The sequence below is a fragment of the Bradyrhizobium cedriense genome, from assembly GCF_054602315.1.
On the sequence record NZ_JBTSWB010000016.1, the window covers coordinates 1 to 21,945 of the forward strand.

At 60.8% G+C, this 21,945-nt stretch carries 16 protein-coding genes and 3 pseudogenes; 13 read left to right on the plus strand and 6 right to left on the minus strand.

Annotation, left to right across the window (positions count from 1 at the left end; genetic code table 11):
* Positions 1-1,109: biotin/lipoyl-containing protein (locus ACYCVF_RS36380; RefSeq protein WP_459596423.1), on the plus strand; the 1,109-nt coding region annotated here is incomplete at its 5' end.
* A gap of 63 nt (positions 1,110-1,172) precedes the next feature.
* Positions 1,173-3,311: pseudogene (scpA, locus tag ACYCVF_RS36385) on the plus strand (methylmalonyl-CoA mutase).
* Between the two features lie 39 nt (positions 3,312-3,350).
* Here the strand turns inward: scpA and ACYCVF_RS36390 are convergent.
* Positions 3,351-3,780 (minus strand): annotated as a pseudogene (locus ACYCVF_RS36390) (sigma factor-like helix-turn-helix DNA-binding protein); the annotation flags it as partial.
* A gap of 315 nt (positions 3,781-4,095) precedes the next feature.
* Between ACYCVF_RS36390 and ACYCVF_RS36395 the strand changes: the two are divergent.
* Together ACYCVF_RS36395 and ACYCVF_RS36400 are read left to right on the plus strand one after the other, a co-directional pair.
* Entirely contained in the window at positions 4,096-4,389 is a 294-nt protein-coding gene (locus ACYCVF_RS36395; RefSeq protein ID WP_459596421.1) for an MFS transporter, read from the plus strand.
* Between the two features lie 200 nt (positions 4,390-4,589).
* Positions 4,590-4,763, plus strand: a complete 174-nt coding sequence (locus ACYCVF_RS36400; protein WP_459596420.1) for a hypothetical protein — start codon at positions 4,590-4,592, stop codon at positions 4,761-4,763.
* A gap of 111 nt (positions 4,764-4,874) precedes the next feature.
* On the opposite strand, the gene ACYCVF_RS36405 is transcribed toward ACYCVF_RS36400, so the two are convergent.
* From ACYCVF_RS36405 to ACYCVF_RS36420, 4 genes and pseudogenes are all read right to left on the minus strand, one after another.
* The gene (locus ACYCVF_RS36405) at positions 4,875-5,477 is read right to left on the minus strand and encodes a tyrosine-type recombinase/integrase (RefSeq protein ID WP_459607604.1); all 603 of its coding nucleotides are present in this window, start codon (positions 5,475-5,477) and stop codon (positions 4,875-4,877) included.
* Entirely contained in the window at positions 5,378-5,854 is a 477-nt protein-coding gene (locus ACYCVF_RS36410) for a hypothetical protein (RefSeq protein WP_459596419.1), read from the minus strand. The genes ACYCVF_RS36405 and ACYCVF_RS36410 overlap by 100 nt, the downstream gene beginning before the upstream one ends.
* 567 nt (positions 5,855-6,421) lie before the next feature.
* Positions 6,422-8,078: pseudogene (locus ACYCVF_RS36415) on the minus strand (acyl-CoA synthetase).
* Between the two features lie 180 nt (positions 8,079-8,258).
* The gene (locus ACYCVF_RS36420) at positions 8,259-8,459 is read right to left on the minus strand and encodes a hypothetical protein (protein ID WP_459607571.1); all 201 of its coding nucleotides are present in this window, start codon (positions 8,457-8,459) and stop codon (positions 8,259-8,261) included.
* Between the two features lie 338 nt (positions 8,460-8,797).
* Here ACYCVF_RS36420 and ACYCVF_RS36425 point away from each other — a divergent pair, with 338 nt between their 5' ends.
* Positions 8,798-10,756 (plus strand): primary-amine oxidase, encoded by a 1,959-nt coding sequence (locus tag ACYCVF_RS36425; protein WP_459607573.1) that lies wholly within the window; start codon positions 8,798-8,800, stop codon positions 10,754-10,756.
* Positions 10,757-10,823: 67 nt separating this feature from the next.
* Positions 10,824-11,981: an MFS transporter gene (locus ACYCVF_RS36430; protein WP_459607574.1), complete on the plus strand. Its 1,158-nt coding sequence runs from the start codon at positions 10,824-10,826 to the stop codon at positions 11,979-11,981.
* 17 nt (positions 11,982-11,998) lie between these two features.
* Here the strand turns inward: ACYCVF_RS36430 and ACYCVF_RS36435 are convergent, their stop codons facing one another.
* Positions 11,999-13,030, minus strand: coding sequence for a helix-turn-helix transcriptional regulator (locus ACYCVF_RS36435; RefSeq protein ID WP_459607575.1), 1,032 nt, complete (start codon positions 13,028-13,030; stop codon positions 11,999-12,001).
* Between the two features lie 612 nt (positions 13,031-13,642).
* Here ACYCVF_RS36435 and ACYCVF_RS36440 point away from each other — a divergent pair.
* From ACYCVF_RS36440 to ACYCVF_RS36470, 7 genes are all read left to right on the plus strand, one after another.
* The gene (locus ACYCVF_RS36440; protein ID WP_459607577.1) at positions 13,643-14,926 is read left to right on the plus strand and encodes an ABC transporter substrate-binding protein; all 1,284 of its coding nucleotides are present in this window, start codon (positions 13,643-13,645) and stop codon (positions 14,924-14,926) included.
* Positions 14,926-15,702, plus strand: coding sequence for an ABC transporter ATP-binding protein (locus ACYCVF_RS36445; protein ID WP_459607579.1), 777 nt, complete (start codon positions 14,926-14,928; stop codon positions 15,700-15,702). The genes ACYCVF_RS36440 and ACYCVF_RS36445 overlap by 1 nt, the downstream gene beginning before the upstream one ends.
* Entirely contained in the window at positions 15,699-16,466 is a 768-nt protein-coding gene (locus ACYCVF_RS36450; RefSeq protein WP_459607581.1) for an ABC transporter ATP-binding protein, read from the plus strand. Before ACYCVF_RS36445 ends, ACYCVF_RS36450 begins: the two co-directional genes overlap by 4 nt.
* Positions 16,467-16,469: 3 nt before the next feature.
* Positions 16,470-17,351 carry a branched-chain amino acid ABC transporter permease gene (locus ACYCVF_RS36455; RefSeq protein WP_459607582.1) on the plus strand — a complete coding sequence of 294 codons (882 nt, stop codon included), beginning with the start codon at positions 16,470-16,472 and terminating at the stop codon, positions 17,349-17,351.
* Between the two features lie 3 nt (positions 17,352-17,354).
* A complete protein-coding gene (locus ACYCVF_RS36460) occupies positions 17,355-19,004 on the plus strand; it encodes a branched-chain amino acid ABC transporter permease (protein WP_459607584.1) in 1,650 nt (549 codons plus the stop codon).
* Positions 19,005-19,029: 25 nt separating this feature from the next.
* Positions 19,030-21,408 (plus strand): N,N-dimethylformamidase beta subunit family domain-containing protein, encoded by a 2,379-nt coding sequence (locus ACYCVF_RS36465; RefSeq protein WP_459607586.1) that lies wholly within the window; start codon positions 19,030-19,032, stop codon positions 21,406-21,408.
* An 82-nt stretch (positions 21,409-21,490) separates the two neighbouring features.
* Positions 21,491-21,856, plus strand: coding sequence for a hypothetical protein (locus ACYCVF_RS36470; RefSeq protein WP_459607588.1), 366 nt, complete (start codon positions 21,491-21,493; stop codon positions 21,854-21,856).
* Positions 21,857-21,945: the final 89 nt, after the last annotated feature.

Sequence of the window (21,945 nt, forward strand, 5' to 3'; positions counted from 1 at the left end):
TCACCGGCATCGACCTCGTCGAGCAGATGATCCGGGTGGCCGCCGGCGAGAAGCTCGCCATCGCGCAGAAGGACGTCACGCTGACGGGCTGGGCGGTGGAATCGCGTCTCTACGCCGAAGATCCGTTTCGCAACTTCCTGCCCTCGATCGGGCGGCTCGTGAAGTATCGCCCGCCTGCGGAAGCCAGCAAGGACGACATCACCATCCGCAACGATACCGGTGTGCAGGAGGGCGACGAGATCTCGATCCATTACGATCCGATGATCGCCAAGCTGGTCACGCACGCGCCCTCGCGCGCGGCGGCGATCGAGGCGCAGGCGACCGCGCTGGATTCGTTCTATGTCGACGGCATCAGGCACAACATCCCGTTCCTGTCGGCGCTGATGCATCATCCGCGCTGGCGCGAGGGACGGCTCTCGACCGGCTTCATCGCCGAGGAATTCCCCAAGGGCTTTGCAGTGCGCGTGCCCGAAGGTGAAGTCGCGCGGCGGATCGCCGCGGTCGGCGCGGCCATCGATCACGTGCTCGGCGAGCGCAAGCGGCAGATCTCTGGGCAGATGGGCGGCCGCATCGTGCAGCGCGAGCGGCGCCGGGCGGTCTGGCTCGACCGCCAGGAGATCCTGCTCGAAGTCGGGCGCGAGGGCGAGGCGATCGCGATCCGTTTCGTCGATTCCGACGGCAAGGCCGGCAATGCGCATCTCTTGCAGTCGCCGTGGAAGCCGGGCGATCCGGTCTGGCAGGGCACCATCGACGGCCATCTCGTCGCCGTGCAGACGCGCCCGATCGCCAACGGCATCCGCCTCGCGCATCAGGGCGTCGAGGTGCCCGTCTACGTCTGGACCGAGGCGGAAGCAGCCTCGGCACGGCTGATGCCGGTGACGACTGCGTCCGATACCGGCAAGAAGCTGCTCTGCCCGATGCCCGGCCTCGTGGTCTCGATCGCGGTGACCGAGGGCCAGGAGGTCAAGGCCGGCGAGACACTGGCGGTGGTTGAAGCCATGAAGATGCAGAATGTGCTGCGCGCCGAGCAGGACGGCACAGTGAAGAAGATCCATGCCAGCGCGGGCGCGACACTCGCGGTGGACGCGCTGATCCTGGAGTTTGCGTAAGCGGGCCATCTAGCCCGCGATGTTTGGTTGACAATTTGGCCGGCAACCCGTGCGAGATCAAGAATGTCGATGTCATTTCCAGATGAATGGAAGAGGATTGCCGAGAAGGAACTGAAAGGCGATCCCATCGCGCTCGTGCGGAAGGTTCCGGAGGGCATTGAACTCAAGCCGATCTATACGGCGTCTGATTTAGATGGGATCGAGCATCTGGACACGTTACCTGGCATGTCGCCGTTCGTTTGTGGTCCTAAGGCGACGATGTATACTGGCAAACCGTGGACAATCCGCCAGTATGCGGGAGTCTCGACTGCAGAGGCGTCAAACGCATTCTATCGGGCCGCCCTTTCCTCAGGACAGAAGGGCCTGTCGGTTGCGTTCGATTTGGCGACGCACCGCGGCTATGATTCTGATCATCCTCGCGTCCTAGGTGATGTCGGGAAGGCGGGCGTTGCCATCGACTCAGTCGAAGACATGAAGATCCTCTTTGACGGCATTCCCCTCGGGGAAACGTCGGTGTCGATGACCATGAACGGAGCGATAATCGCCATTCTCGCAACCTTCATTGTCGCCGGTGAAGAGCAGGGAGTTCCGCGCGAAGCTCTCTCGGGAACTGTCCAAAACGACATTCTGAAGGAGTTCATGGTCCGCAATACATACATTTATCCGCCGGAACCATCGATGCGCATTGTTGCTGACACTATAGCGTTCACCGCGCAGAACATGCTGCGCTTCAACTCCATCTCGATTTCAGGCTACCATATGCAAGAGGCGGGGGCGACGCTCGTCCAGGAGTTGGCCTTTACGCTCGCTGATGGACGTGAATACGTTCGGTCTGCTCTTGCCAAGGGCCTAAACGTCGATGACTTCGCAGGGCGGCTTTCATTCTTCTTCGCTATCGGAATGAATTTCTTCATGGAAGCGGCGAAGTTGCGCGCTGCTCGACTTATCTGGTCGCGCGTTATGGCGGAATTCAATCCTAAAAAAGCAGTCGTCCTTAGTGCTTCGTACGCACTGTCAGACGTCGGGAGTGTCGCTCCAGGAGCATGATCCGTATAACAATATGTGCGGACCGCTTATGAGGCCTTAGCCGCCGTTCTGGGCGGCACGCAATCGCTGCACACAAATTCGTTCGACGAAGCCATCGCATTGCCCACTGAGTTTTCGGCTCGGATTGCCCGGAACACCCAGCTAATCCTTCAGCATGAGACAGGCGTCGCCGACGTCGTCGATCCCCTCGCGGGATCCTACTATGTCGAGCGCCTGACGGACGATCTCGTCAAGGCTGCCTGGCAACTCATGGAGGAGGTCGAAGAGCGGGGAGGGATGGCGAACGCGATCGCGACAGGGTGACCTAAGCGATTGATCGAAGAATCGGCGACGCGGAAGCAGGCCGCGATCGATCGCGGCGATCAGGTCATCGTCGGAGTTAATCGGTTTCGGCTTGAACAAGAGGAGCCAATCGACATTCTGGAGATCGACAATTCGACTGTGCGCGCCTCGCAAATTCGCCGCCTGACTGATATCAAACGGTCTAGAGATTCTAAGAGCGCCTCCAGTGCGTTGGCTCGACTGACCCGGATGGCGCAGTCAGGTGAGGGAAATCTGCTGGAAGCCGCGATTGAGGCCGCTAGGTCTCGAGCAACCGTCGGCGAAATGTCTGACGCAATGCGGCAGGCGTTTGGAGATCAGCAGGCGATGCCCGACGTTGTTTCGTGTGTCTATGGTCCTGCTTATGGAAACGATCCCGAGTTCACCAACCTTGTCTCGCGGCTCGACGAAGTGTCACAAGCGATTTGCGTGAGGCCAAAGATTATGATCGCCAAGCTAGGACAAGATGGTCATGATCGAGGTGCGAAGGTTATTGCGTCGGCATTCGGCGATATGGGGTTCGATGTTGTTGCCGGTCCTTTGTTTCAGACGCCAGCCGAAGCTGCCGCGATGGCCGTTCAGGCAAAAGTACGTGTTCTGGGGGTCTCGTCGCTCGCGGCCGGTCACAGGACGCTCGTTCCTCAGGTTGTCAGGGAGTTGAAGCTGGCTGGTGCTGGCGGCATCATTGTTGTTTGCGGGGGCGTCGTGCCACGGCAGGACTACGAGGAATTGCTTCGGAGCGGAGTGGAAGCCGTGTTTGGACCTGGTACCAACGTACTTGAGGCCGCTATGGCAGTTCTCGATCTTGTCGAGGGACGGCGAAGAAATCGCTGATCGAGGCCCGGCCGCTTCGAAGTTGCATGGGCTTCGATCAGGATGCGTCCTATTCATCCAAGCACGAGCGCGCGCCGCGAGCGCACGGACCGCGGCTGGCTCGCGGCCGAGGGTGATGGCCACTTCGGTCAGCGGTACGTCGAAGACGTCATGGAGAAGGAAAGCGGCCCGTTCCAGAGGGGACAGACGCTCGAGGGCCAGCATCAACGTGACCGTGACGTCGTCCGCGACCGTCTCGTCCGGCTCCATGGAACCCACGAGAGGATCTGGCAGCCAGGTCCGAGGTAGGCTTCCCGGCGCGCCCGCGCGGAGCGGCGTCGTCAGGGCACAGGTGTGTGACGATGCGGGTTAGATGGGCGGGAGGCGAATCGACGTCACCCTCCACCCCGACCCACCGCAGCCATGCGTCCTGAACGACGTCCTCCGCCTCGGCGAGCGAGCCCATCATCGGATAGGCCAAGCGTGTCAGGCGCCTGCGCTCCGCTTCGAACTCGGTGTCGCCGGCTCGATGGAAACCCGTTGGCCATAGAGTTGGCTGCGGCCGAACGGCTGCCGAGATCGCTGCCACCTGTCATCCGTCGGGGAGGAAGCAATAGCCTCGGCCTAGTACATTGGAAACATGCCATCGCACTGCGACGCTGCCATCAGCGACGACGACGTCGTACGAGATCCGCCCCGCTGGCAAATAGAACAGCGCGCCCGCTCGCAAGGGCCTTCGAGCCGCTGCTCGGCTCACTAGCCGCCCGAATAACGGGCAATCGGAAAGGGCGCTTTCTCGTCCGGTGTGGAATACCGGATTGATCCGGCGAAACGAGAAGCGTTTCTGCACGCGATCGCCGGCTTGGAGCAGCAACGACGGCGCGACGGCGCTTACGCGTGGGATCTCTTCGAAGACGCGGCTGTGAACGGCCGCTACCTGGAGACTTTCAAGGTCGCCTCGTGGCTCGAGCACCTGAGGCAGCACCAGCGCGTGACAAACGCTGACCGTGCTATCCAGGATGCGATCCGCGGCTTCAACGCATCGGCCCCTCCAACCACTACGCATTTCATCGCCACCGATCTTCGGATGCGCGATTAAGCGGGCTCATTCCCCTGCGGCGATCGGAAGCCGAAGGACCGGATTTGGCCAGAGTTGGTTTCGGGGAGCCTTGTGGGGTCCGATCTGAAACCCGTCGTTTTTTAAGTGGGTCATTTTTGGCGGGTTGAGTGTTACGGCTTCTCGCCTACGTGCCGTGTATCGCCAAGACGGACTCCTCACAGCGGGACGGAAAGCCCATCATGAGTCTGCTTTCCGCCGACAGCCACCACCTGTCGCAAGTCAGCTCATGGCGCAAGGCTGACGTGATGCAGTTACCCGCCGACGTCCGCTCTCAAGGCCAAAGCAGGCAGGACGATCCCTTGCAGTTACATATTCAGCGAGCAGGTTCAAATTTGACGAAGGTCGCGCTCTAGCTGGCGACCAGGGTGGCTAGGAATTGCTCCATTGATGGCTGTGCAGCTTTCTGCATCTTGTGCAGATCTTCGGGTTTGAGATTTGTATATCGGCGCAACATTCGCCAGTCTTTATGGCTTGTCACCATCGCAACCTGCTGTATCGAAAACCCGCTTCGAAGAGTCTACTTGTTCCTTCATGGCGCAAATCGTGAAAGCTAGGTCATCTATATCGATAGCGTTGCATGACCTGCGGAAGGCAGCTCCTACGGACTTCGAGTGGTAAGGAAAAACGCGTCCGAGGCCGCGCGTGAGAATCCGCTGCTCTAGCATAATCTGCCAGGCATCGTACCCGGTCGAATTGAGGAGAGGAACCACTTGGTGGTTTCCGTCTTTGCGTCGAGGATCTTTGCGGTCGCGAATAGTGACGGTTCGCTTCGACATGTCGACATCAGACCACTCGATGCGGCAGATCTCAGCTTGGCGCATCGCTGTCGCCACAACAAAGCGAACAATTCTACCGAGTGGTAGATATTGTTGGGGGTTAGATTCGGTGTATCCGATCAGTCGATCGAGTTCGTCTTGACTGGGGCGCCGATCTCGTTCGTTTGACTTTCCGACGAGATCCAGGTGCTTTAGCGCAGCTCTAGCCAGCTGTACGTTCTCGACTGAAATGTTAATGCCGTGGACTGCGGCAGCGTGGAGTAGGATCGTTCGGATGAATGAGAAATCGATCGCAAGGGTAGCCGGTCCAGCGCCTTGAGCAGCTCGCTTCGCCCGAACTCAATCAATCTCTCCCTGGTCAACTCTTTGAGGTTTGTTCGTCCAAGCGAGATCTTGAGGGCATTGAGCACCATTGACTTGGATCGTCGTACAGGCTTGCCGACCTGGGCAAGATCGTCGAGATGCAGCGCGATCAAATCGGAAAAAATGCGAGGCTGCTCAAAAGGCCGGGAACGCCGAATTGGGGTGCCGCGATCGATAGAGCGCTCGACATCAAGCGCCCGTTCTTCAGCATCGCGCCCTCGCACGAACGTGTTTGCGATGTACTCGTTTTTCCTCCTGACTTGAACGCGCCAGCTTCCCGATTTGAGCTTTGTAAACCTCGGCATTGCGTGTGCACTCCACCCCGATTTCGTGTGCGCTACGTGTGCACCGGGAGATCAAATGCGGTACAAACGTGTGCAATTTTGGCTAGTTTGGAGTGCACACGTGTGCACTTGTTCCTGTTCTAGTCCGTTGAAATGATAGGGTAAGTGGTTGGAATATCAAGGTTATCGCTTTTCCGTGGCACCCATGATGGATTGGAGCGAGAGTTCAAGTTTTTCAAATGGTTAGAGATCGGCGTGTGCACAACGTGTGCACTGGGAGATCAAGGAAAATCTTGCGGCAGCCAATGTGAGCAGGCGATCTGAAGTGGCTCGTCGTGAGGGCGGATTGCTGTACACGAAAGAGATTTCGGAGAACATGTGAGAGATGGACGGTAAGTTGCCGTGGTTGTTTCACGTGCAAAGGTTACGGCTCTTACTTCAGACCCCCAAATCTCAACACCGAGTGCCCTTCCTCGCGTGTTCTGAAATTGATCAACGCTAGGTGGTCGCTCGCGGGAGGAGTCTTTTGAGAAGAAAGTCGTTGATCGACGATCTTCTCGTGGTCGACCTGAACGAATATCCGGCCAGTCAACTGCTTGCGTGCGGCCCCAGCTGAGAGATTGCCGTTGTGGACCCGAGTTGACTACGCAGTATGAATTTCTGGATCTTCCCCGTCGATGTCTTCGGGAGCGGGCCGAACACCACGGCTTTCGGCGTCTTGAACCCCGAGATGTGTTCGCGACAGAACGCGATGATGTCGTTGTCGGTGACGCTGGCGCCGTCCTTGAGCTCTATGAAGGCGCACGGGACTTCACCCCATCTGGAATCGGGCTTTGCCACAACTGCGGCCAGCAACACGGCGGGATGCTTGTAGAGCACATCCTCTACTTCGACGGATGAGATATTCTCACCGCCCGAGATAATGATGTCTTTCGAGCGATCTTTGATGACAATGTAGCCGTCTTCATCGATCACACCGAGGTCGCCGGTATGGAACCAGCCGCCGGCAAAGGCATCTGTGGTCGCCTTCTCGTTCTTCAGATACCCTTTCATGACCACGTTGCCGCGAAACATCACCTCGCCGATGGTAGTGCCATCATGGGGCACTTCCTGCATGGTCTCAGGGTCAAGCACGGTGATAGCTTCCTGCAGGGGATAAGGAACGCCTTGTCGGCGTTTCAGTATGGCCAGCGTATCGGTCGGTAACTCATTCCAGCCAGGCTGCTCGGCGCAGATGGAGGAGGGGCCATAGACTTCTGTGAGTCCATAGATGTGGATCAGCTTGATGCCGAGCTTCTGCGTGCCCTCGATCACCGGAATCGGCGGCGCCGACCCCCCCATCAATCCCGTGATGCTCCACTCGGGCGAACTCTTGGGAGCATCGGGTGCGTTGATGAGCATGTTGTAGACGATCGGCGCGCCGCACATGTGAGTGACGCGATGCTGCTTCATCAGAGCGAAGATCTTGGTTGGATCGACCTTGCGCAGGCAGACGTTGACGCCGGCGGCTGCCGCGATCGACCATGGAAAGCACCATCCGTTGCAGTGAAACATCGGTAGGGTCCACAGGTAGACTGGATGCTGTCCGAGGTTGGCTGCCAGAATATTGCTGATGGCGTTGAGATACGCACCCCGGTGATGGGTGACGACACCCTTCGGGTTGCCGGTCGTGCCCGATGTGTAGCTAAGCGCAATGGCGTTCCATTCGTCCTCGGGGTAACGGGGCAGGAACTGCGAATCGCCTTGGGCGAGAGCGGATTCGTATTCGGTTTCGCCGATTGGTCCGCCATCTCCGAATGCCGGATCGTCGACGTCGATGATAAACGGCTTCGGTCCGGTAATCAGTGCGATCGCCTCCGCAATCAGGCCGGAGAATTCAGGATCGACAAAGACTGGCGCTGCCGTGGTCCAGCTGGAATGCGAGTGAGGCTGCATCAAGCCGCAGGTTCAGCGTGTTCAGTACGGCGCCAGCCATCGGTACGGCAAAGTGAAGTTCATGCATTGCCGGAACGTTCGGGAGCATGGCCGCTACGGTGTCGCCTTCGCCGATCCCAAGCGCCACGAGACAGGACGCTAGCCTCCGACACCGATCATAGGTCTCCGCCCACGTGAAGCTGCGGCCGTCATACATTGTGCTGGTGAGATGCGGATACACGGCGGCCGTGCGAGCCAGAAGGCTCAACGGCGTCAGCGGTTGAAAATTGGCGAGGTTCTTGTCCAGGCCAATGTTGTAGGGGTTCCGCATGTCTCCTCCCGTTGCATGGACGTTGGGGCTGGCGTTCAGAACGTCTGGTCGCGAGCCAACCGGGTGCCGTCTTAGCATCGCGACCGCACCTGCAGAATCGGCCAACTGACGTATTGAAGCAATCCGATGCGCAACGCAGACTTAACCGTATCGTCCGGCTGTTTTCAGAATGCGCTCTGTTCAAAGAAGTGCCGTGAGCAGTTCATATGCCGCGAGCAGAGCGATCGGCGATGGCTGTGCGCTGGTTTCAGGCCGCCTGACAAGCAGCGCCTGCCGTGAGGGATCCATAAGAAAATGTTGCCGTTCGCATCGCAACGTTGTCCGCGCGACGATCGTGAGTGCATCTATCAAGTAAGGAGAGCGCGCGAGCTGCTGGGCCATGACCGCCTCGAACTGTCCATTCGCGCATTCCGTCACTCTGTGTGTGAAACTCCCTAACTCTCTGCAGTTTTCGACGGGCGAATCATCAAATCGGTCAACTGACGTATTGTCGAGTGGCGATGCCCGGAAGAAAGTCGGCCATCTGTCAGCGAGCAAACCGGACCAGGCGTTCGTCCGACGTGTAACGATCCATCGAGGTGTGATCTGCGTTTAGACTGCCTGGCGGCTGTCGTGAGTCGCCAGCACCCGGTGATACGGTTCAAAATGGATGCACGCGTGCGCGCGCATTCCGTCGCTGCGCTCGTCGGCGCCCAGTCGCCTATGCAAGGAGCTTACCTATGGACACTGTCACTGCCTCGTCGTCCTGCACGTGCGTCCCGGACGCGCCGAACGCGGATGCCGTGAAGCATCCTCTCGATCCCTTGACGGCTGCCGAAATCAGCGCGGTGGTTCGGATCGTTCGCAATCATCCACAGTACGGTGCCGAGTTTCTCTTTGAGACGATCCAACTTCTCGAGCCTGAGAAATCACTCGTGCGTCAGTATAAGCCGGGTGATTCCATAAAAAGAGCGGCGCGGGTCAATCTGTTCAAGGTCAGGGAGAATGGCATCTGGCGCCTGACGGTTTCGCTTGCGGAACGGAAAGTTCTCACGTCGAAATATGTGCGAACGGCCAAGCCGATGATCCAGCTTGAGCAGTTTACGGCCATCGAAGACGCTGTTCGCGCGGCTCCCGAGTTCATTGCTGCCTGCCGAAAGCGCGGCATCGAGGATATGTCGCTTGTCTGCATCGACCCATGGTCGGCGGGCAATTTCGGCATTCCGGGGGAGGACGGCCGCTATCTTGCGCACGTCTTCGCCTGGCTGCGTCTGCGGGAGAATGACAATCTTTATGCGCATCCGATCGGCGGCCTGAATGCCGTGGTCGACATCAAGACCTACGAGATCATTCGCGTCGACGACCACGAGATCATCCCGATTCCCAAAGCGGAGGTGAACTATGAGGCGGAGTTCATCAAGAATCCTCGAACTCCCTACAAGCCACTCAACATCGTTCAGCCAGAGGGCGTTTCCTTCAGGCTTGACGGACATCGGCTTGAGTGGGATCGCTGGTCGGCGCTCGTCGGCTTCAATTCCCGCGAAGGCCTGACCTTGCATGACATCAGCTATGACGGACGGCCGATCGCGCACCGTGTATCGCTGGTGGAAATGGTCGTGCCATATGGCACCACAGACAAAGGTCATTTCCGAAAGAATGTCTTCGACATCGGCGAATACGGGATCGGCAAGCTGGCCAATTCACTCAAGCTCGGCTGCGATTGCCTCGGCGCCATCTCCTATCTCGATGCGCACCTTGCGACGATGGATGGCAACGTGGTTACGATCCAGAATGCGATCTGCATTCATGAGGAGGATGCAGGCCTGCTATGGAAGCATTGGGACTTTCGGTCCAACAATGTCGAGTCGCGTCGCGCCCGCAGGCTGGTTGTTTCCTGCATCGCGACCGTCGCCAACTATGAATACGGCCTTTTCTGGTACTTCCACACCGATGGCTCGATCCAATTCGAGCTCAAGGCAACCGGCATCATCAACACCGCCGCGTGTCATCCGGGACGGCCAGGCAAATACGGCAAGGAAGTCGCACCCGGCGTCGTAGGCCACATTCACCAGCACATTTTCTGCGCGCGGCTGGACATGAACGTGGACGGCGATGAGAACAGTGTCGTCGAACTTAATACGCATGCCGATCCCTGGGGGCCGGACAATGCCTATGGCAACGGCTTCTACGAGGAGGAGACGGTTCTGAAGACCGAGCTGGGCGGTTGTCGCCAGGCGAACCCGGCGACGCATCGGGCCTGGAAGGTCATCAATCCCGGCCGCAAGAATTGGGTCGGCACACCGACGGGCTACAAGCTCGAGGCGAGTCATCCGGTGACGCCTTTCATTCATCCCGAGTCGCCATCGGGCAGGCGGTCGAGCTTCATCAAGAACCAGCTCTGGGTCACCGCCTTTGATCCCGAGGAGCGCTATCCGGCTGGCGAACACATGAACCACTCGGATGGAACGGGAGGCGTCTCCGATTTCGTCAGAAGCAACCGAAGCATCGAGAACACCGATATCGTGCTCTGGCACGTCTTCGGCCTTCACCACCAGGTCCGTCCCGAGGACTTTCCGGTTCAGCCCTGCATCTTCACCGGCTTCAAGCTGATGCCGAGCGGCTTCTTCGACCGCAATCCCGGCATCGACCTGGCCCCCGAGAGGAACGCCGCAAGCTGTCATGCGCAGCCCGCCGAATAGGGCACCGCTCGCCGCCGCACGGCTCCTGCTCTTCGGACGGGAGGCGTGCGCAGCGTCGGGGTCCTCTGTGGCTGTCGCTCTTGCGATCTTTGTGAGCTCGGCCGCGCGCGTTCTCCCCGCGCTGCTCGCCATCCCGGTCCAGCAGGATCTGGGTTGGCAAACCTCCGACGTCGTCCGGCCGATCACGCTCGGCATTGCCGTCTCTGCATTCGCGTCGCCGCTTGCGGCGCATGGCCTCGTGCGATGGGGCGTTCGATCACCGCTGTTCACGAGCCTGGTTCTCCTCGCGATTTCGCTTGCGTCGACGACGCGCGCGACATCGCCCTGGCATCTTGCCCTCGCTTGGGGAGTTGGCGTCGGCTTCAGCGGATCCTTGGGCGCTTCTATTCTGGGCGCCATGGTCGGCAGTCGTGGAAACGCGGCGCATTGCGGTACGCGCTTTGGCCTCGTGATGTCGATGCAGATCCTGGGATCGATGGCGGGGCTGCTGCTCGCATCCCGTGCGGTGGAGGCGCCCGAGTGGCGCACCGCCTTCCATGCCGCCGCAATCGTCGTACTGGCAACGGCCTTCGCGGCATTCCTGCTTGTCCCCGCATCCAGCCAGGGAGCCGAATCGCATCGGTCATCGTCCAGCGGACACGCGCCTTCGGAGGGGAGGAGCTGGCGGTTCTGGGCGCTGGCTGCGATCTTCTGCATCTGCGGCGCATCGACATCCGGCTTGATCGACGGCCAGATCGGTATCCTCTGCATGAGCGCGGGTCTCAGCCTTTCGTCGAGCGCCGACGTGGTGGCCATCGTCTTGCTCGGTGGCGCGATCGGAAGTGTGGCGAGCGGGTATCTCGCGGACCGCTATCCCGCACGAATACTGCTGGCCGTCTACTTTGTCGTCCGCGCGTTCGTCCTGCTTTGGCTGCCGTTCACCGGCCTCAGCCTTGTCGAGCTGGCGCGATTCGGCGCGCTCTATGGCCTCGATGCGGCGCTGACGTTTCCTGCGCTCGTGAGGTTGATGTCCGCAAATCTCGGCAGTCGCGGCATCGGCCCGGCGATGGGCTGGATGATGGCAGCGCACGTGACGGGAGCCACTATCGCTTCCGCCGGCGTCGGGGCCCTCGGCCTTGCGGACTACGTGGTCGGCTTTGCATGCGTTGGCCTCGCCTGCCTCGTGGCGGCCGGGCTCGCGACGCTGCTGAAGGGAGCCTCCGGGAAGGAGAGGCTATCCGGCTGATGCCGTCGCGGGACTGGTCAATCGCCTCGTAGCTTTCGGGATCGTCGCGACGGGTTCTCCGCCAGCAGCAGTCCTTCGGACACCGCCAGGGCTGCGAGCCGCGTGCGCGAGTCGCAGCTCATCTTGGCGAGGATGTGTTCGATATGCGTGGAGATCGTACGGGGCGACACGAAGAGCTGCTCGGCGATGTTGGGATTTGAAGCGCCGCTGGTCACGAGGTGCAGGATTTGAATCTCGCGAAGCGAGAGATTGTACGGCCAGCGAATGCATTCCTCCGTGATCAGGAGGATGTTTCCCCGGCAGGGCGTGATGGTGACCTGATGGCAGCGGCCGGCCTCGTCGGGCCAGATGAAGCGTTGCGGCTTCGAGGATTTTGCCTTTTCCAACACGAGCCGGCGAAGCTCTCCGCCTTCGCCGAGATGCGGCCCCGGACTGCGGTTGGGTAGGTGGAATGCGAAACCGTTCGGCGAGACGGCGAGGGCGTATGAGCCAGGCGCCAGTTCATCGGCCAGAAGCTGTGGTGCCCTGAGCTGATCGCAGATGTTGAGCAAGATCGGACGGAAGCGCTCCGTCATCTCGCGGCGCTCGTCGGTGGCGTCCGCCTCCCGGGACCAGCTCATATGGATGGCCCCAATGTAGCGGCCATCCGCGACGCGCAGGCACATCGTCGAACCTTCGCTGAATCCATCCGGCATCAGGTATTCCTGGGCGGTCAATGTATCCGGCAGATGGAGATTCCAGTCACGCCTGTAGTCTCGCCAGCGCAGTGAGTGCGTGTCCTTCTCGCGCGCGATGGTGTAAGCCGGGCAGGCGGCAGGGAAGCCGTCGAGCACGTAGGCCATCGTTCTGTCCGTATATCCGTCGTCGGCCAGAGAGCGGTGGGTTCGGGATATCGGGTCCATCGCCACCAGGGCGATTGCCTCGCTCCGCACGAACTCGCGCAACAGACGGGTGATCTGGGTCGCTTGATCGATGATCTGATCATTCAGGGTTGCCGCCGGCGTGTCGAGCCGTACCGTTGCTGACATCGCATGGTCGATCGCTGCCAATTTCACGGTGAGCCTCCAGCTCGTGAAAGAACTTGCCGACGGTTCGTGATCGAATTCTTTTTCTTGGCCGCTGACGATCGGTCAGCCCGGTGATTGCGACCTCAGAGCAAGGACCGCGCCAACCAATGCGAGCTACCACATCAACACGCTGGACTCTCACTCCGCTGATCCGATCGTCTGTATCCAAAGCGAGCACCAGGCTGAAAACTGCAATTGCATGTTAGAAGCGGCCGCTCCTTTAGTCAAAGGAGTGTCACACTTGGTTTTCGTTCAAGGCCAGCATTCCTGCCGCAAGCGGACCCGCAGCGCCCTCGATTGATGAAATTCTGGGCTTGGTTTGCTGCGCAAGTTGCCACCTCGGCCCTGTCTGTGCCCGCGACGTCGCTCCGGCTCCCCTCCAGATTCAACGCCAAAATCGGTCAGCTGACGTATTGCTGAAAATCGGCAGAAGACCGAGGCTTTGGTCCAGGCGGTTCGATCGCATCGATGCGACCGCACCGCTATCACGCGACGGTCGGCTGACAGCGCCGTCTTGGCCCAACAGGAAATCCGGCCCGGTCTCGGTCGCGATGCCGAGGACTCGTGCGCTCGATTGCAGGAGAGGTTGCTCAGATGGTTTCCCAACTCACCAGACGCTCAGTGACCGCGGGCATCGGCGCGGCCGTCGCCGCACCTTTTGTTGGACGGACGGCATTTGCCGCGAAGCCGATCCTTCTAGGTGTTCCTTACTGCCAGACCGCCGCTGCCGGCGTTGCTGATCATCAGGACTTTCTGAACGGCACGACGCTCGCGATGGAGGAGATCAATGCCGCTGGCGGCGTCCTCGGCAGGCCATTGAAGCTGTTCACGACGGACATGAATGTTCTGTCGCCGGAATCCTCCAAGCAGGCGCTCGCCGCCTGCGTGGACGCCAAGGTCGACGCGATCTCCCTCGCATTCACGCTTGTCCCGCTTCCGGCGATGGACGCCACCGTGAAATACAAATGTCCGTACATCAACGGCAACGCGCAACGCGCCGGCACCTCGGCCGTCAAGGAGCATCCGGACAAGTACAGCCACATCTTCCAGTTTTGCCCGTCAGAAGTGAACTACGGATGGAGCTATGCTCTCTGGCTGGAGGACGAGGAGCGGCGGGGCGTGTGGAAGCCGAAGAACCGCAAGGTTCACATCATCCAGGAGCAGATCGGTTACTGTCAGACGATTTCGCGAGCAGCGCAGGAAGCGATCAAGCGGCGCGGGAAGTTTGAAATCGCGCGGATCACGGACATCCAATATCCGGTGCAGGACTGGGCGCCGGTCATCCGCGAGATGAAGGAAGTCGATGCCGCCGCGATCATGGTGGACCATTGGGTGGCCGCCGAATACGCCGCCTTCTGCAAGCAGTTCGTGGCAAGCCCGGTGCGCTACTCGCTCGTGTATCTCCAGTACGGCCCGTCCCAGCCGGAATTCCTCGAGCTTGCCGGATCGGCTGCCAACGGCTTCGTGTGGGGCACGACCATGGGCATCTACGGCGACGAGAGAGGTCTCGCCTACAGGCAGAAGTACAAGAAGCGCTTTCCCGGCATAGCGGGGCTCGCCTACACCGGTATAGCGTATGATCAGACCTACTACCTCAAGAAGGCCTGGGAAGCTGTCGGCGATCCCCGCAAGTTCGGCGAAGTCTGCAACTGGATCCGTGCCAATCCTCAGCGCGGCGTCTGCGGCTACGTCGATATGGGTAATCCCTACCAGGAGGCGCTCCACTTTCCCGACAATGGCGGCGACGAACTGCAGGCGCACAAGCTCGATGCCGGCGTCGCGCAGCTCTATGTTCAAATCCAAGGTGGCGAGCACAAGATAGTCTATCCAGGTCCGGTCTCGGAAACGAAGCTGATCTCTGCGCCGTGGTGGAGCTGATGCTCAGGCACCTCTCCTCCAACGAGAAGGCTGAACAGGGCGGTAGGCGCGTCCTGTTCTCCTGCAGCGGCATTTCGCTCGACCTCGGCGGCCGCGAAATTCTCCGCGACATCAACCTGCACGTCCATGCCGGGGAAGTGCTGGGCATCATCGGCCCGAACGGTGCGGGCAAGACCAGCCTGTTTGAGATCTTGTCCGGACGGATGCGTCCCAAGAGCGGTGCGGTCCTGTTCAAGGGTGAGAACGTCACCGCATTGCCGCTCTATTCCCGGTCGCGACTGGGGATCGGCCGCACATTCCAGACCCCGGTAGTCCCTGACGAGCTGACCGTCGGCGAAACATTCAAGGCGGCGCGCCAGGCCTACCATCCGTTTCTCGCCAGGTTCGACGCGGAATATGGTGCCGACCTCGTCGGCCTGAAGGTCAGCGACGACACACCTGCAACGCAGCTCGAAACCTTCAACCGGCGCAAATTGCTGCTGGCGTGCCTGTTGATGCGTCGGCCGTCGCTGCTGCTGCTGGACGAGCCGGCGGCGGGCCTGATCAATTCGGAGGTCGACGAGATCGACACCCTGCTGCGCATCCTCGCCAAGGAGATGAACATCGCGATCCTGATCGTCGAGCACCGCATCGAGCTCCTTGGGACGATTTCCGACCGCATTCTGGTCATGGATGCAGGGGCGGTCATCTCCGAGGGACTGATGGAGGATGTGATGGCTGATCCGAAGGTTCACGCGGCCTATTTCGAGGATTTCAGCGAAGAGGGCGACGCATGAACATCGCCGTGAACAATCACGCCTCCGGCGGTCCGGCGCGTCGGCCCCAGCGCGAGGTCCTGAACGTCAAGGGGCTGTCCGCTGGCTATGGGCCGGTCCGTGTCATCCATGATCTCGATCTCGTCGTCCAATGCGGTGAGCGGATCGGCATCGTCGGCCTGAACGGTCACGGCAAGTCGACACTGTTCTACGCGATTGCGGGGCTCACCGGCTGGCAGCGCGGCTCGATCAGGCTGAATGGCAAGGAAGTCGGTCGCACGCGTAGCCAGGGGCCGGGACGTTATACCCACGAGATTGTGCGCGCGGGCTTGGCCCTGATACCCCAGGGTGACGAGATCTTCCATGGCCTGACCGTCGAGGAGCACCTCGATTCCGGGGCCTATACAGCGGTGGCCTGGCGCGATCGGGCGGCGCGCAAGCGCCGTATCCTGGAGATATTTCCCCCGTTGCGGAAGCTGATGGAGGTGCCAGTGGGGCGCCTGTCGGGCGGCGAACGGCGCATGGTGTCGATCGGCCGGGGCCTGATGACCGATGCGTCGCTCTTCCTCGTCGACGAGCCATCGCTCGGGCTGGCCCCCAAGATCGGCAAGAGCGTGATCAATGCACTGATGGACGTCAAGCTCGGGGACGCCGCCATGATCATCGCGGAGCAGAACGTCGCCTTGCTCGAGGGACGCGTCGACCGCGTCATCGGCATGCATGTCGGCAAGCTCAAGGGAGAGGCCTCTGCGGCCCTCGCGTTGAACGTTCATCGAAAGGGCTAGGTCGTGGATATTTGGTTCGTCGTCAGCAACACGATTATCCTTGCCTGCATCTATGGCACGCTCGCGATCGGGATTTCGATCACGTGGTCGAGCCTCGGTCTATTGAACCTGTCCTACGGTTTCATCTTCGCGTTCGCGGGCTACGGTGCTTGGCTGTTCTCCCAGCATCTCTCCGCCTGGGGCCCTGCAGTGCTGGCCGCCGGAATCCTCTCCGGCGCGCTCGGGGGCGTGATCATCTGTGCGATTGGCTTCATACCGATCCACGACAAGCCGAATTTTACCATTCGCGGCCTGGTTGCGACGCTCGCGATCAATCTGATCGGCACGCAATTCCTGCTCTGGTGGTTCGGCCCGCGCTCGAAGAGCCTGTCCGAGATCTTCGGCAACTGGTCGGTATCACTGCCGGGCGTGGTCTTCACGGCGGACAAGGTTGGCAACGTGGTAACGTCCGTCCTGATGCTGGCGATCGTTCTCAGGTGGATGCAGTCGAGCCGCCGCGGCCTCGAAATCCGCGCCATGATGATGAATCCCCATGCGGCCTCCATCGTCGGAATCGGCGTGCGACGGACCTCCTTCTACGTCATGGGTATCACGGGCGGATTGGCGGGTCTCGCTGCCGTCCTGCTCTCCCAGACCTACTACATCTCGCCCTTTGGTGGACTGATGCCAATGATCAAGGGCGTCAGCATTGCGCTCTGCGGCGGACTCGGCAGCGTGCGCGGCGCCGTCATCGCGGCGATCGTGCTCGGCCTGAACGAGGCGCTGACAGGCATGTTGATCGGTGGCCGCTACGTCCTCATCACCCAGTTCGTCGTGATTATCGTCATCCTCTTGGTCCGTCCGCGCGGCATCGCCGGACTGCTCGACAAGGCGAGGGAGGCCTGAGCAATGTCCGGTGATAGCGGCATGAAATGGCGCAATCCACTCTTCGTCTGGGGTGGCAGGAGCGACGTGGAAGAACTTCCGACCATTCCGTTCCGAAGCCATCAGGAGGTCTGGGAAAGGGCCCGTCAATCGAAGACGAAGCTAAACCCGGTCGGACGCCTGCGCTACTATTACAAGTGGCCGGGCCATGGCGGAACGATGTGGAATCGTCTTCGCTACTGGCCGACGCGCCGCCGGGTGCTGCGCCTGCGCGGGGAGTACAATCCCAAGTCCTTGCGCGCGGAGAAGACGATTGTCGACAAGCGGCCGATCTGGTGGTTGCTGGGGCTTCTTGCGCTGGCGATTGCGCCCCTGTTCACGCCAGGCGATCTGCAGAATACGCTGCTGACGGCGGGAGCCACGTTCGGCATCTATTCCGCCATCAGCCTGTGCTGGATGCTCATCATGGGCACCGCGGGTGTCTTCTCGCTCGCCACCTATGCAGTGGTCGGTACGGCCGCCTTCGTTACGGCACTGCTTGCGGTCAAGTTCGCGCTGCCCTGGTGGCTGTTGCCGCCCATCGGTGCGCTCGTCGGGCTGGTCTTCGGCGGGATCATCGCGATGCCGGCCTCGCGGTTGGATGGCTTCTACTACGCGCTTCTCACGCTCGGGCTCAACGAGCTCTGCCGGGTCTACTTCGTCACCTCGAAGGAATTCGGGTCCGCCAACGGCGGCTTGTATGGCGCAACGACCTATGTGCCGGAAGACTGGTCGCAGTTGGGTCAGCTGCTTCTGGCGTATTACGCCTGCTTCGGCCTGATGCTGCTCGCGTTGCTGCTCTACCGGTTCGTCAACGGCCGCAGGCTTGGCCGAATCCTTCGCATGGCGCCCGAAAAGCGCGAGGCTTTCGCCGAGGCGACCGGAGTGAACTTCCGCCAGGCGCGTATCTGGGTGTTCCTCATCTCCTCGACGGCGCTGGGATTCATCGGCGGATTCTACACCTCGAATTTCGGCGGCGTGGCGTTCTCGATCTTCAACTTCGACACCGTCCTGCTCGGCCTCGCCATGCTGGTGATCGGCGGCGTGGGACGTGCGGAAGGTGCGGTGGTCGGCACCCTCATCGTCGTGTTCTTCGATCAGGTGCTGAACACATTGGGGCCGGCGCGCTTCATCATCATCGGCCTCATCATGCTGCTGGTCGTTCTTTACCTGCGTAACGGGCTGTTCGGGATTAAGGCGCAGTTCCGTGCCTGGCGCGACAAGAAGAAGAGCGAGCGGAGGTCGACGCGGGCGGAGAAGGGCGGTGAGATGCTGCCCGAGGAGGCGACCGAGACGGACGATAAGAGCGTCGTCTATCAGCGGCGCCACGACAAGATGACCCGCGACCATCTCAAGACGCTGGTGTCGCCGGAGCTCATCGAGGAGCATCGCCATTCCCTCAATGGACAGCACAGCGAGGCGCTTGAGCGGCTGTTGATCTACTTCCGCACCCGTCCGCAAGTGGAGAAGTACGCCATCATGGCGGTGGAACGCTTCGAGGGGTACCGCATCGTGGCGCTGTCCGGCCATCGCGGCGTGGCACCACGTGTGGTCGAGGACAGGATCTACTCGACACCGGATGAGGCCTGCCACGGCGTCTTCATGCGGCGCGTTCAGGACCTGCTGGAGTCCTGAACTGCTCCAATTCACGAGCGGAGCTGTGTCCGGCGTGCTCGGCGGACATTCTAGTGACCATGATCAAAGGGAGTTGGTAGTGACACCGGTCAGGCTATTTGGCTACACGGATAGGATCTCGGTCAAGTCGGGCGAAGCTATCCGGTTTCACGTCAGTGCGGAGGGAACGAATACCGCCGAGGCGCAGCTGGTGCGCTTGATCCACGGCGACGAAAACCCCGCCGGACCCGGCTTCGTCGAGGAAGAGGTGGCATGCGACGCGAACGGCGCATGGCAAGTCGAGCGGCAGTTCACGCAGGTCGGATCGTTCCTCGAGGTCGATGATCGCGAGGGCTGGCTGGCCTTCAAGGGCAGCTTCTCTCTGTTCGCTTTCATCCACCCGACCTGGCCTGCATCCGGAAAGCGCCAAACCATCATCGGCCGGTGGGACGGCGACCTCAAGCAAGGCTATGGGATCGGCCTTGACGAGAACGGCCGTCTGCAGTTCTGGATCGGACGCGGCGGAGAGGCGGTCGAGTGGCTGACAGCCGATGCGCCGCTGCAGGTGCAGATGTGGTATTTCGTGGCTGCAACCTTCGATGCCGAAACGCGGCGCGCGACCTTGTATCAGGTTGGCGTTGGCAACAGGTATAACGGCCTGCTAGGCAAGGTTGCGCTGCTCGATTATGATTGCCACGGCACCACGAGCTTCCGGGCCGGGCCCGCCAATCCCTCGACGACTCCGTTCCTGATGGCAGGGTCGTGCGGCCGCGATGCGCAGCAGCGTGCATGCGTGTCGGAGCTCTATTGGGGCAAGATCGACCGGTGCGGCGCATTTGATCAGGCTCTAGGGCCGGCCGAGCTCGACACGATCCGGAGCGGGCTAGTCCCCGCGATGGAAAGCCTGGTCGCGTTCTGGGACACGAGCGCAGGATACACCGATCGCGGCATCGGCGATCTCGTGGTCGACGTCGGGCGGCATAAGCTGAATGCACGAGGATACAACCGGCCGGTTCGCGCCCAGACCGGCTGGAACTGGCGTGGCTTCACCGATTGCTTCCGGCTGGCGCCGCACGAGTTCGGGGGCATCGAGTTTCATGCCGACGCGCTAACGGATTGCAATTGGGAGACGACCAGGGTCGTCACCCTGCCGCGCGAACTCAAAAGTGGCGGCTATGCCATGCGGCTGCGTTCCGGTAGCGGTGAGAGCCTCAGCGAGGAGCACATTGTTTTTTTCGTGCGGCCGGAAAAACCGCGGGCGCGCATCGCATTCCTATTTCCGACGTTGACCTATCTTGCCTTTGCGAACGAGCGCTTGAGCTTCGATCATCCGGAACGCGAAGCATTGACCGGTCAGCCGGCCGTGCTGTCCGACATCGATATCGAGATGTACAAGCGAGCCGATTTCGGGCTGTCGACCTACGATACGCACGCCGACGGCAGCGGAGTTTGCTATAGCTCCTATCATCGTCCAATCATGAACATGCGGCCGAGATACAGGACGCCGAGCCTTGACGTTGCCTCGGGACTGGCTGCGGATCTCTCGATCGTCGCCTGGCTCGACCACAGCGACTTCGAATACGAGGTCCTGACCGACGAAGACCTGCATCGCGATGGATCGGGCGCATTGTCGCCGTACGCCTGCGTTATCAGCGGCGCGCGGCCTGAATACTACACCGAGCGCATGCTGGACGCGACCGAGGACTATATCGCCGACGGCGGCCGCTACATCTATGCGGGCGGCAACGGATTCAATGCCACGGCAGGCGTTCGCGACGGCGAACCGTGGATCGTGGAGTGTCGCCGTCGTGATGACGGGTACAAGCCGTGGATATCGCGCTACGGCGAGCACTACATGGCTACGGACGGGATGCGCGGCGGGCCGTGGAAGGTACTCGGACGGGCGACCCAGAAGCTGGTCGGGATCGGCCTGAGTAGCTCGGGCGGTGGACGAAGCGAACCATACCGGCGGATGCCGGACAGCTATCACCGCATCGTGTCCTGGATCACCAAAGGTGTCGATGGCGAGATCATCGGCGACTTTGGCCTTGCGAACAACGGCGCGGCGGGGCTCGCTCTCGATTACTACGACCGTGCCCTTGGCACACCGCCGCACACCAGGGTCATCGCATCGTCGGGTGGGCACACCGACAGCTACGTCGTGAACCAGCAACTCGTTCTTTATTCCTATCTCGGCCTCTATGGGTCGTATGACTGGCGCGTTCATGCCGACATGACCTACTTCACGGCGCCGCATGGGGGAGCGGTGTTCGCGTGCGGCTCGGTCGCGTTCGCGCAATCCCTGCCGGTCAACAATTTCAGAAACAGCTCGTCCCGCGTGCTGGCCAACGTCGTCGAGGCGTTCGTCAGGCCGGGCAGGTTGCCCGGATTTGCCTGGGTCAATGAGGAAAAGCAGTGGGCTTGAAACATTCGTCGCGGGAGGCCGTGCCGGCACGCCCGGCCGGGACGGTTTACGACAGACATTTGCAGAACCCGGGGAGTTGAGCATGCTGCCTCTCGAGTACGACAGGTCTCAGGACCGCGACATCATCGTCCGGGATCGCTTCGACGGCTTCCGCAGCGAGTTCCTGCGAACGCTTGTGACGCCCGAGGTGATCGATGAGCACCGGCGGTCGCCGCTCGGCCAGCACAGCGAGCGGCTGGAGCGACTGCTAATCTATTTCCGCCATCGACCATTGGACGAAAGATATGCGGTCAGGGTCGTCGAGCCGTTCCGCAAGTATCAGGTGGTCAGGCTATCGGGGCATCGGGGCGTTCCCCCGCGTGTGATTGATGAGGCCATCTACGCGTCAGCGAACGACGCTTGTCATGGCCTGTTCCTGCGCTGCATCCGCGACCTTCTCGAAACCTAAAGCATGATCCGGAAAAGTGCGCAGCGGTTTTCCGAACGGATCATGCTTGAACAACAACCTGAAGCGCGATGACGATTCAACCCAGTCGC

What these genes read in the sequence shown, in the direction of transcription:
- ACYCVF_RS36400 (WP_459596420.1), top strand. Translation starts at nt 4,590, where the DNA reads ATGAGTCTGCTTTCCGCCGACAGCCACCACCTGTCGCAAGTCAGCTCA.
- ACYCVF_RS36410 (WP_459596419.1), bottom strand. Translation starts at nt 5,854, where the DNA reads ATGCCGAGGTTTACAAAGCTCAAATCGGGAAGCTGGCGCGTTCAAGTC.
- ACYCVF_RS36420 (WP_459607571.1), bottom strand. Translation starts at nt 8,459, where the DNA reads ATGGCCCAGCAGCTCGCGCGCTCTCCTTACTTGATAGATGCACTCACG.
- ACYCVF_RS36425 (WP_459607573.1), top strand. Translation starts at nt 8,798, where the DNA reads ATGGACACTGTCACTGCCTCGTCGTCCTGCACGTGCGTCCCGGACGCG.
- ACYCVF_RS36440 (WP_459607577.1), top strand. Translation starts at nt 13,643, where the DNA reads ATGGTTTCCCAACTCACCAGACGCTCAGTGACCGCGGGCATCGGCGCG.
- ACYCVF_RS36445 (WP_459607579.1), top strand. Translation starts at nt 14,926, where the DNA reads ATGCTCAGGCACCTCTCCTCCAACGAGAAGGCTGAACAGGGCGGTAGG.
- ACYCVF_RS36450 (WP_459607581.1), top strand. Translation starts at nt 15,699, where the DNA reads ATGAACATCGCCGTGAACAATCACGCCTCCGGCGGTCCGGCGCGTCGG.
- ACYCVF_RS36460 (WP_459607584.1), top strand. Translation starts at nt 17,355, where the DNA reads ATGTCCGGTGATAGCGGCATGAAATGGCGCAATCCACTCTTCGTCTGG.
- ACYCVF_RS36470 (WP_459607588.1), top strand. Translation starts at nt 21,491, where the DNA reads ATGCTGCCTCTCGAGTACGACAGGTCTCAGGACCGCGACATCATCGTC.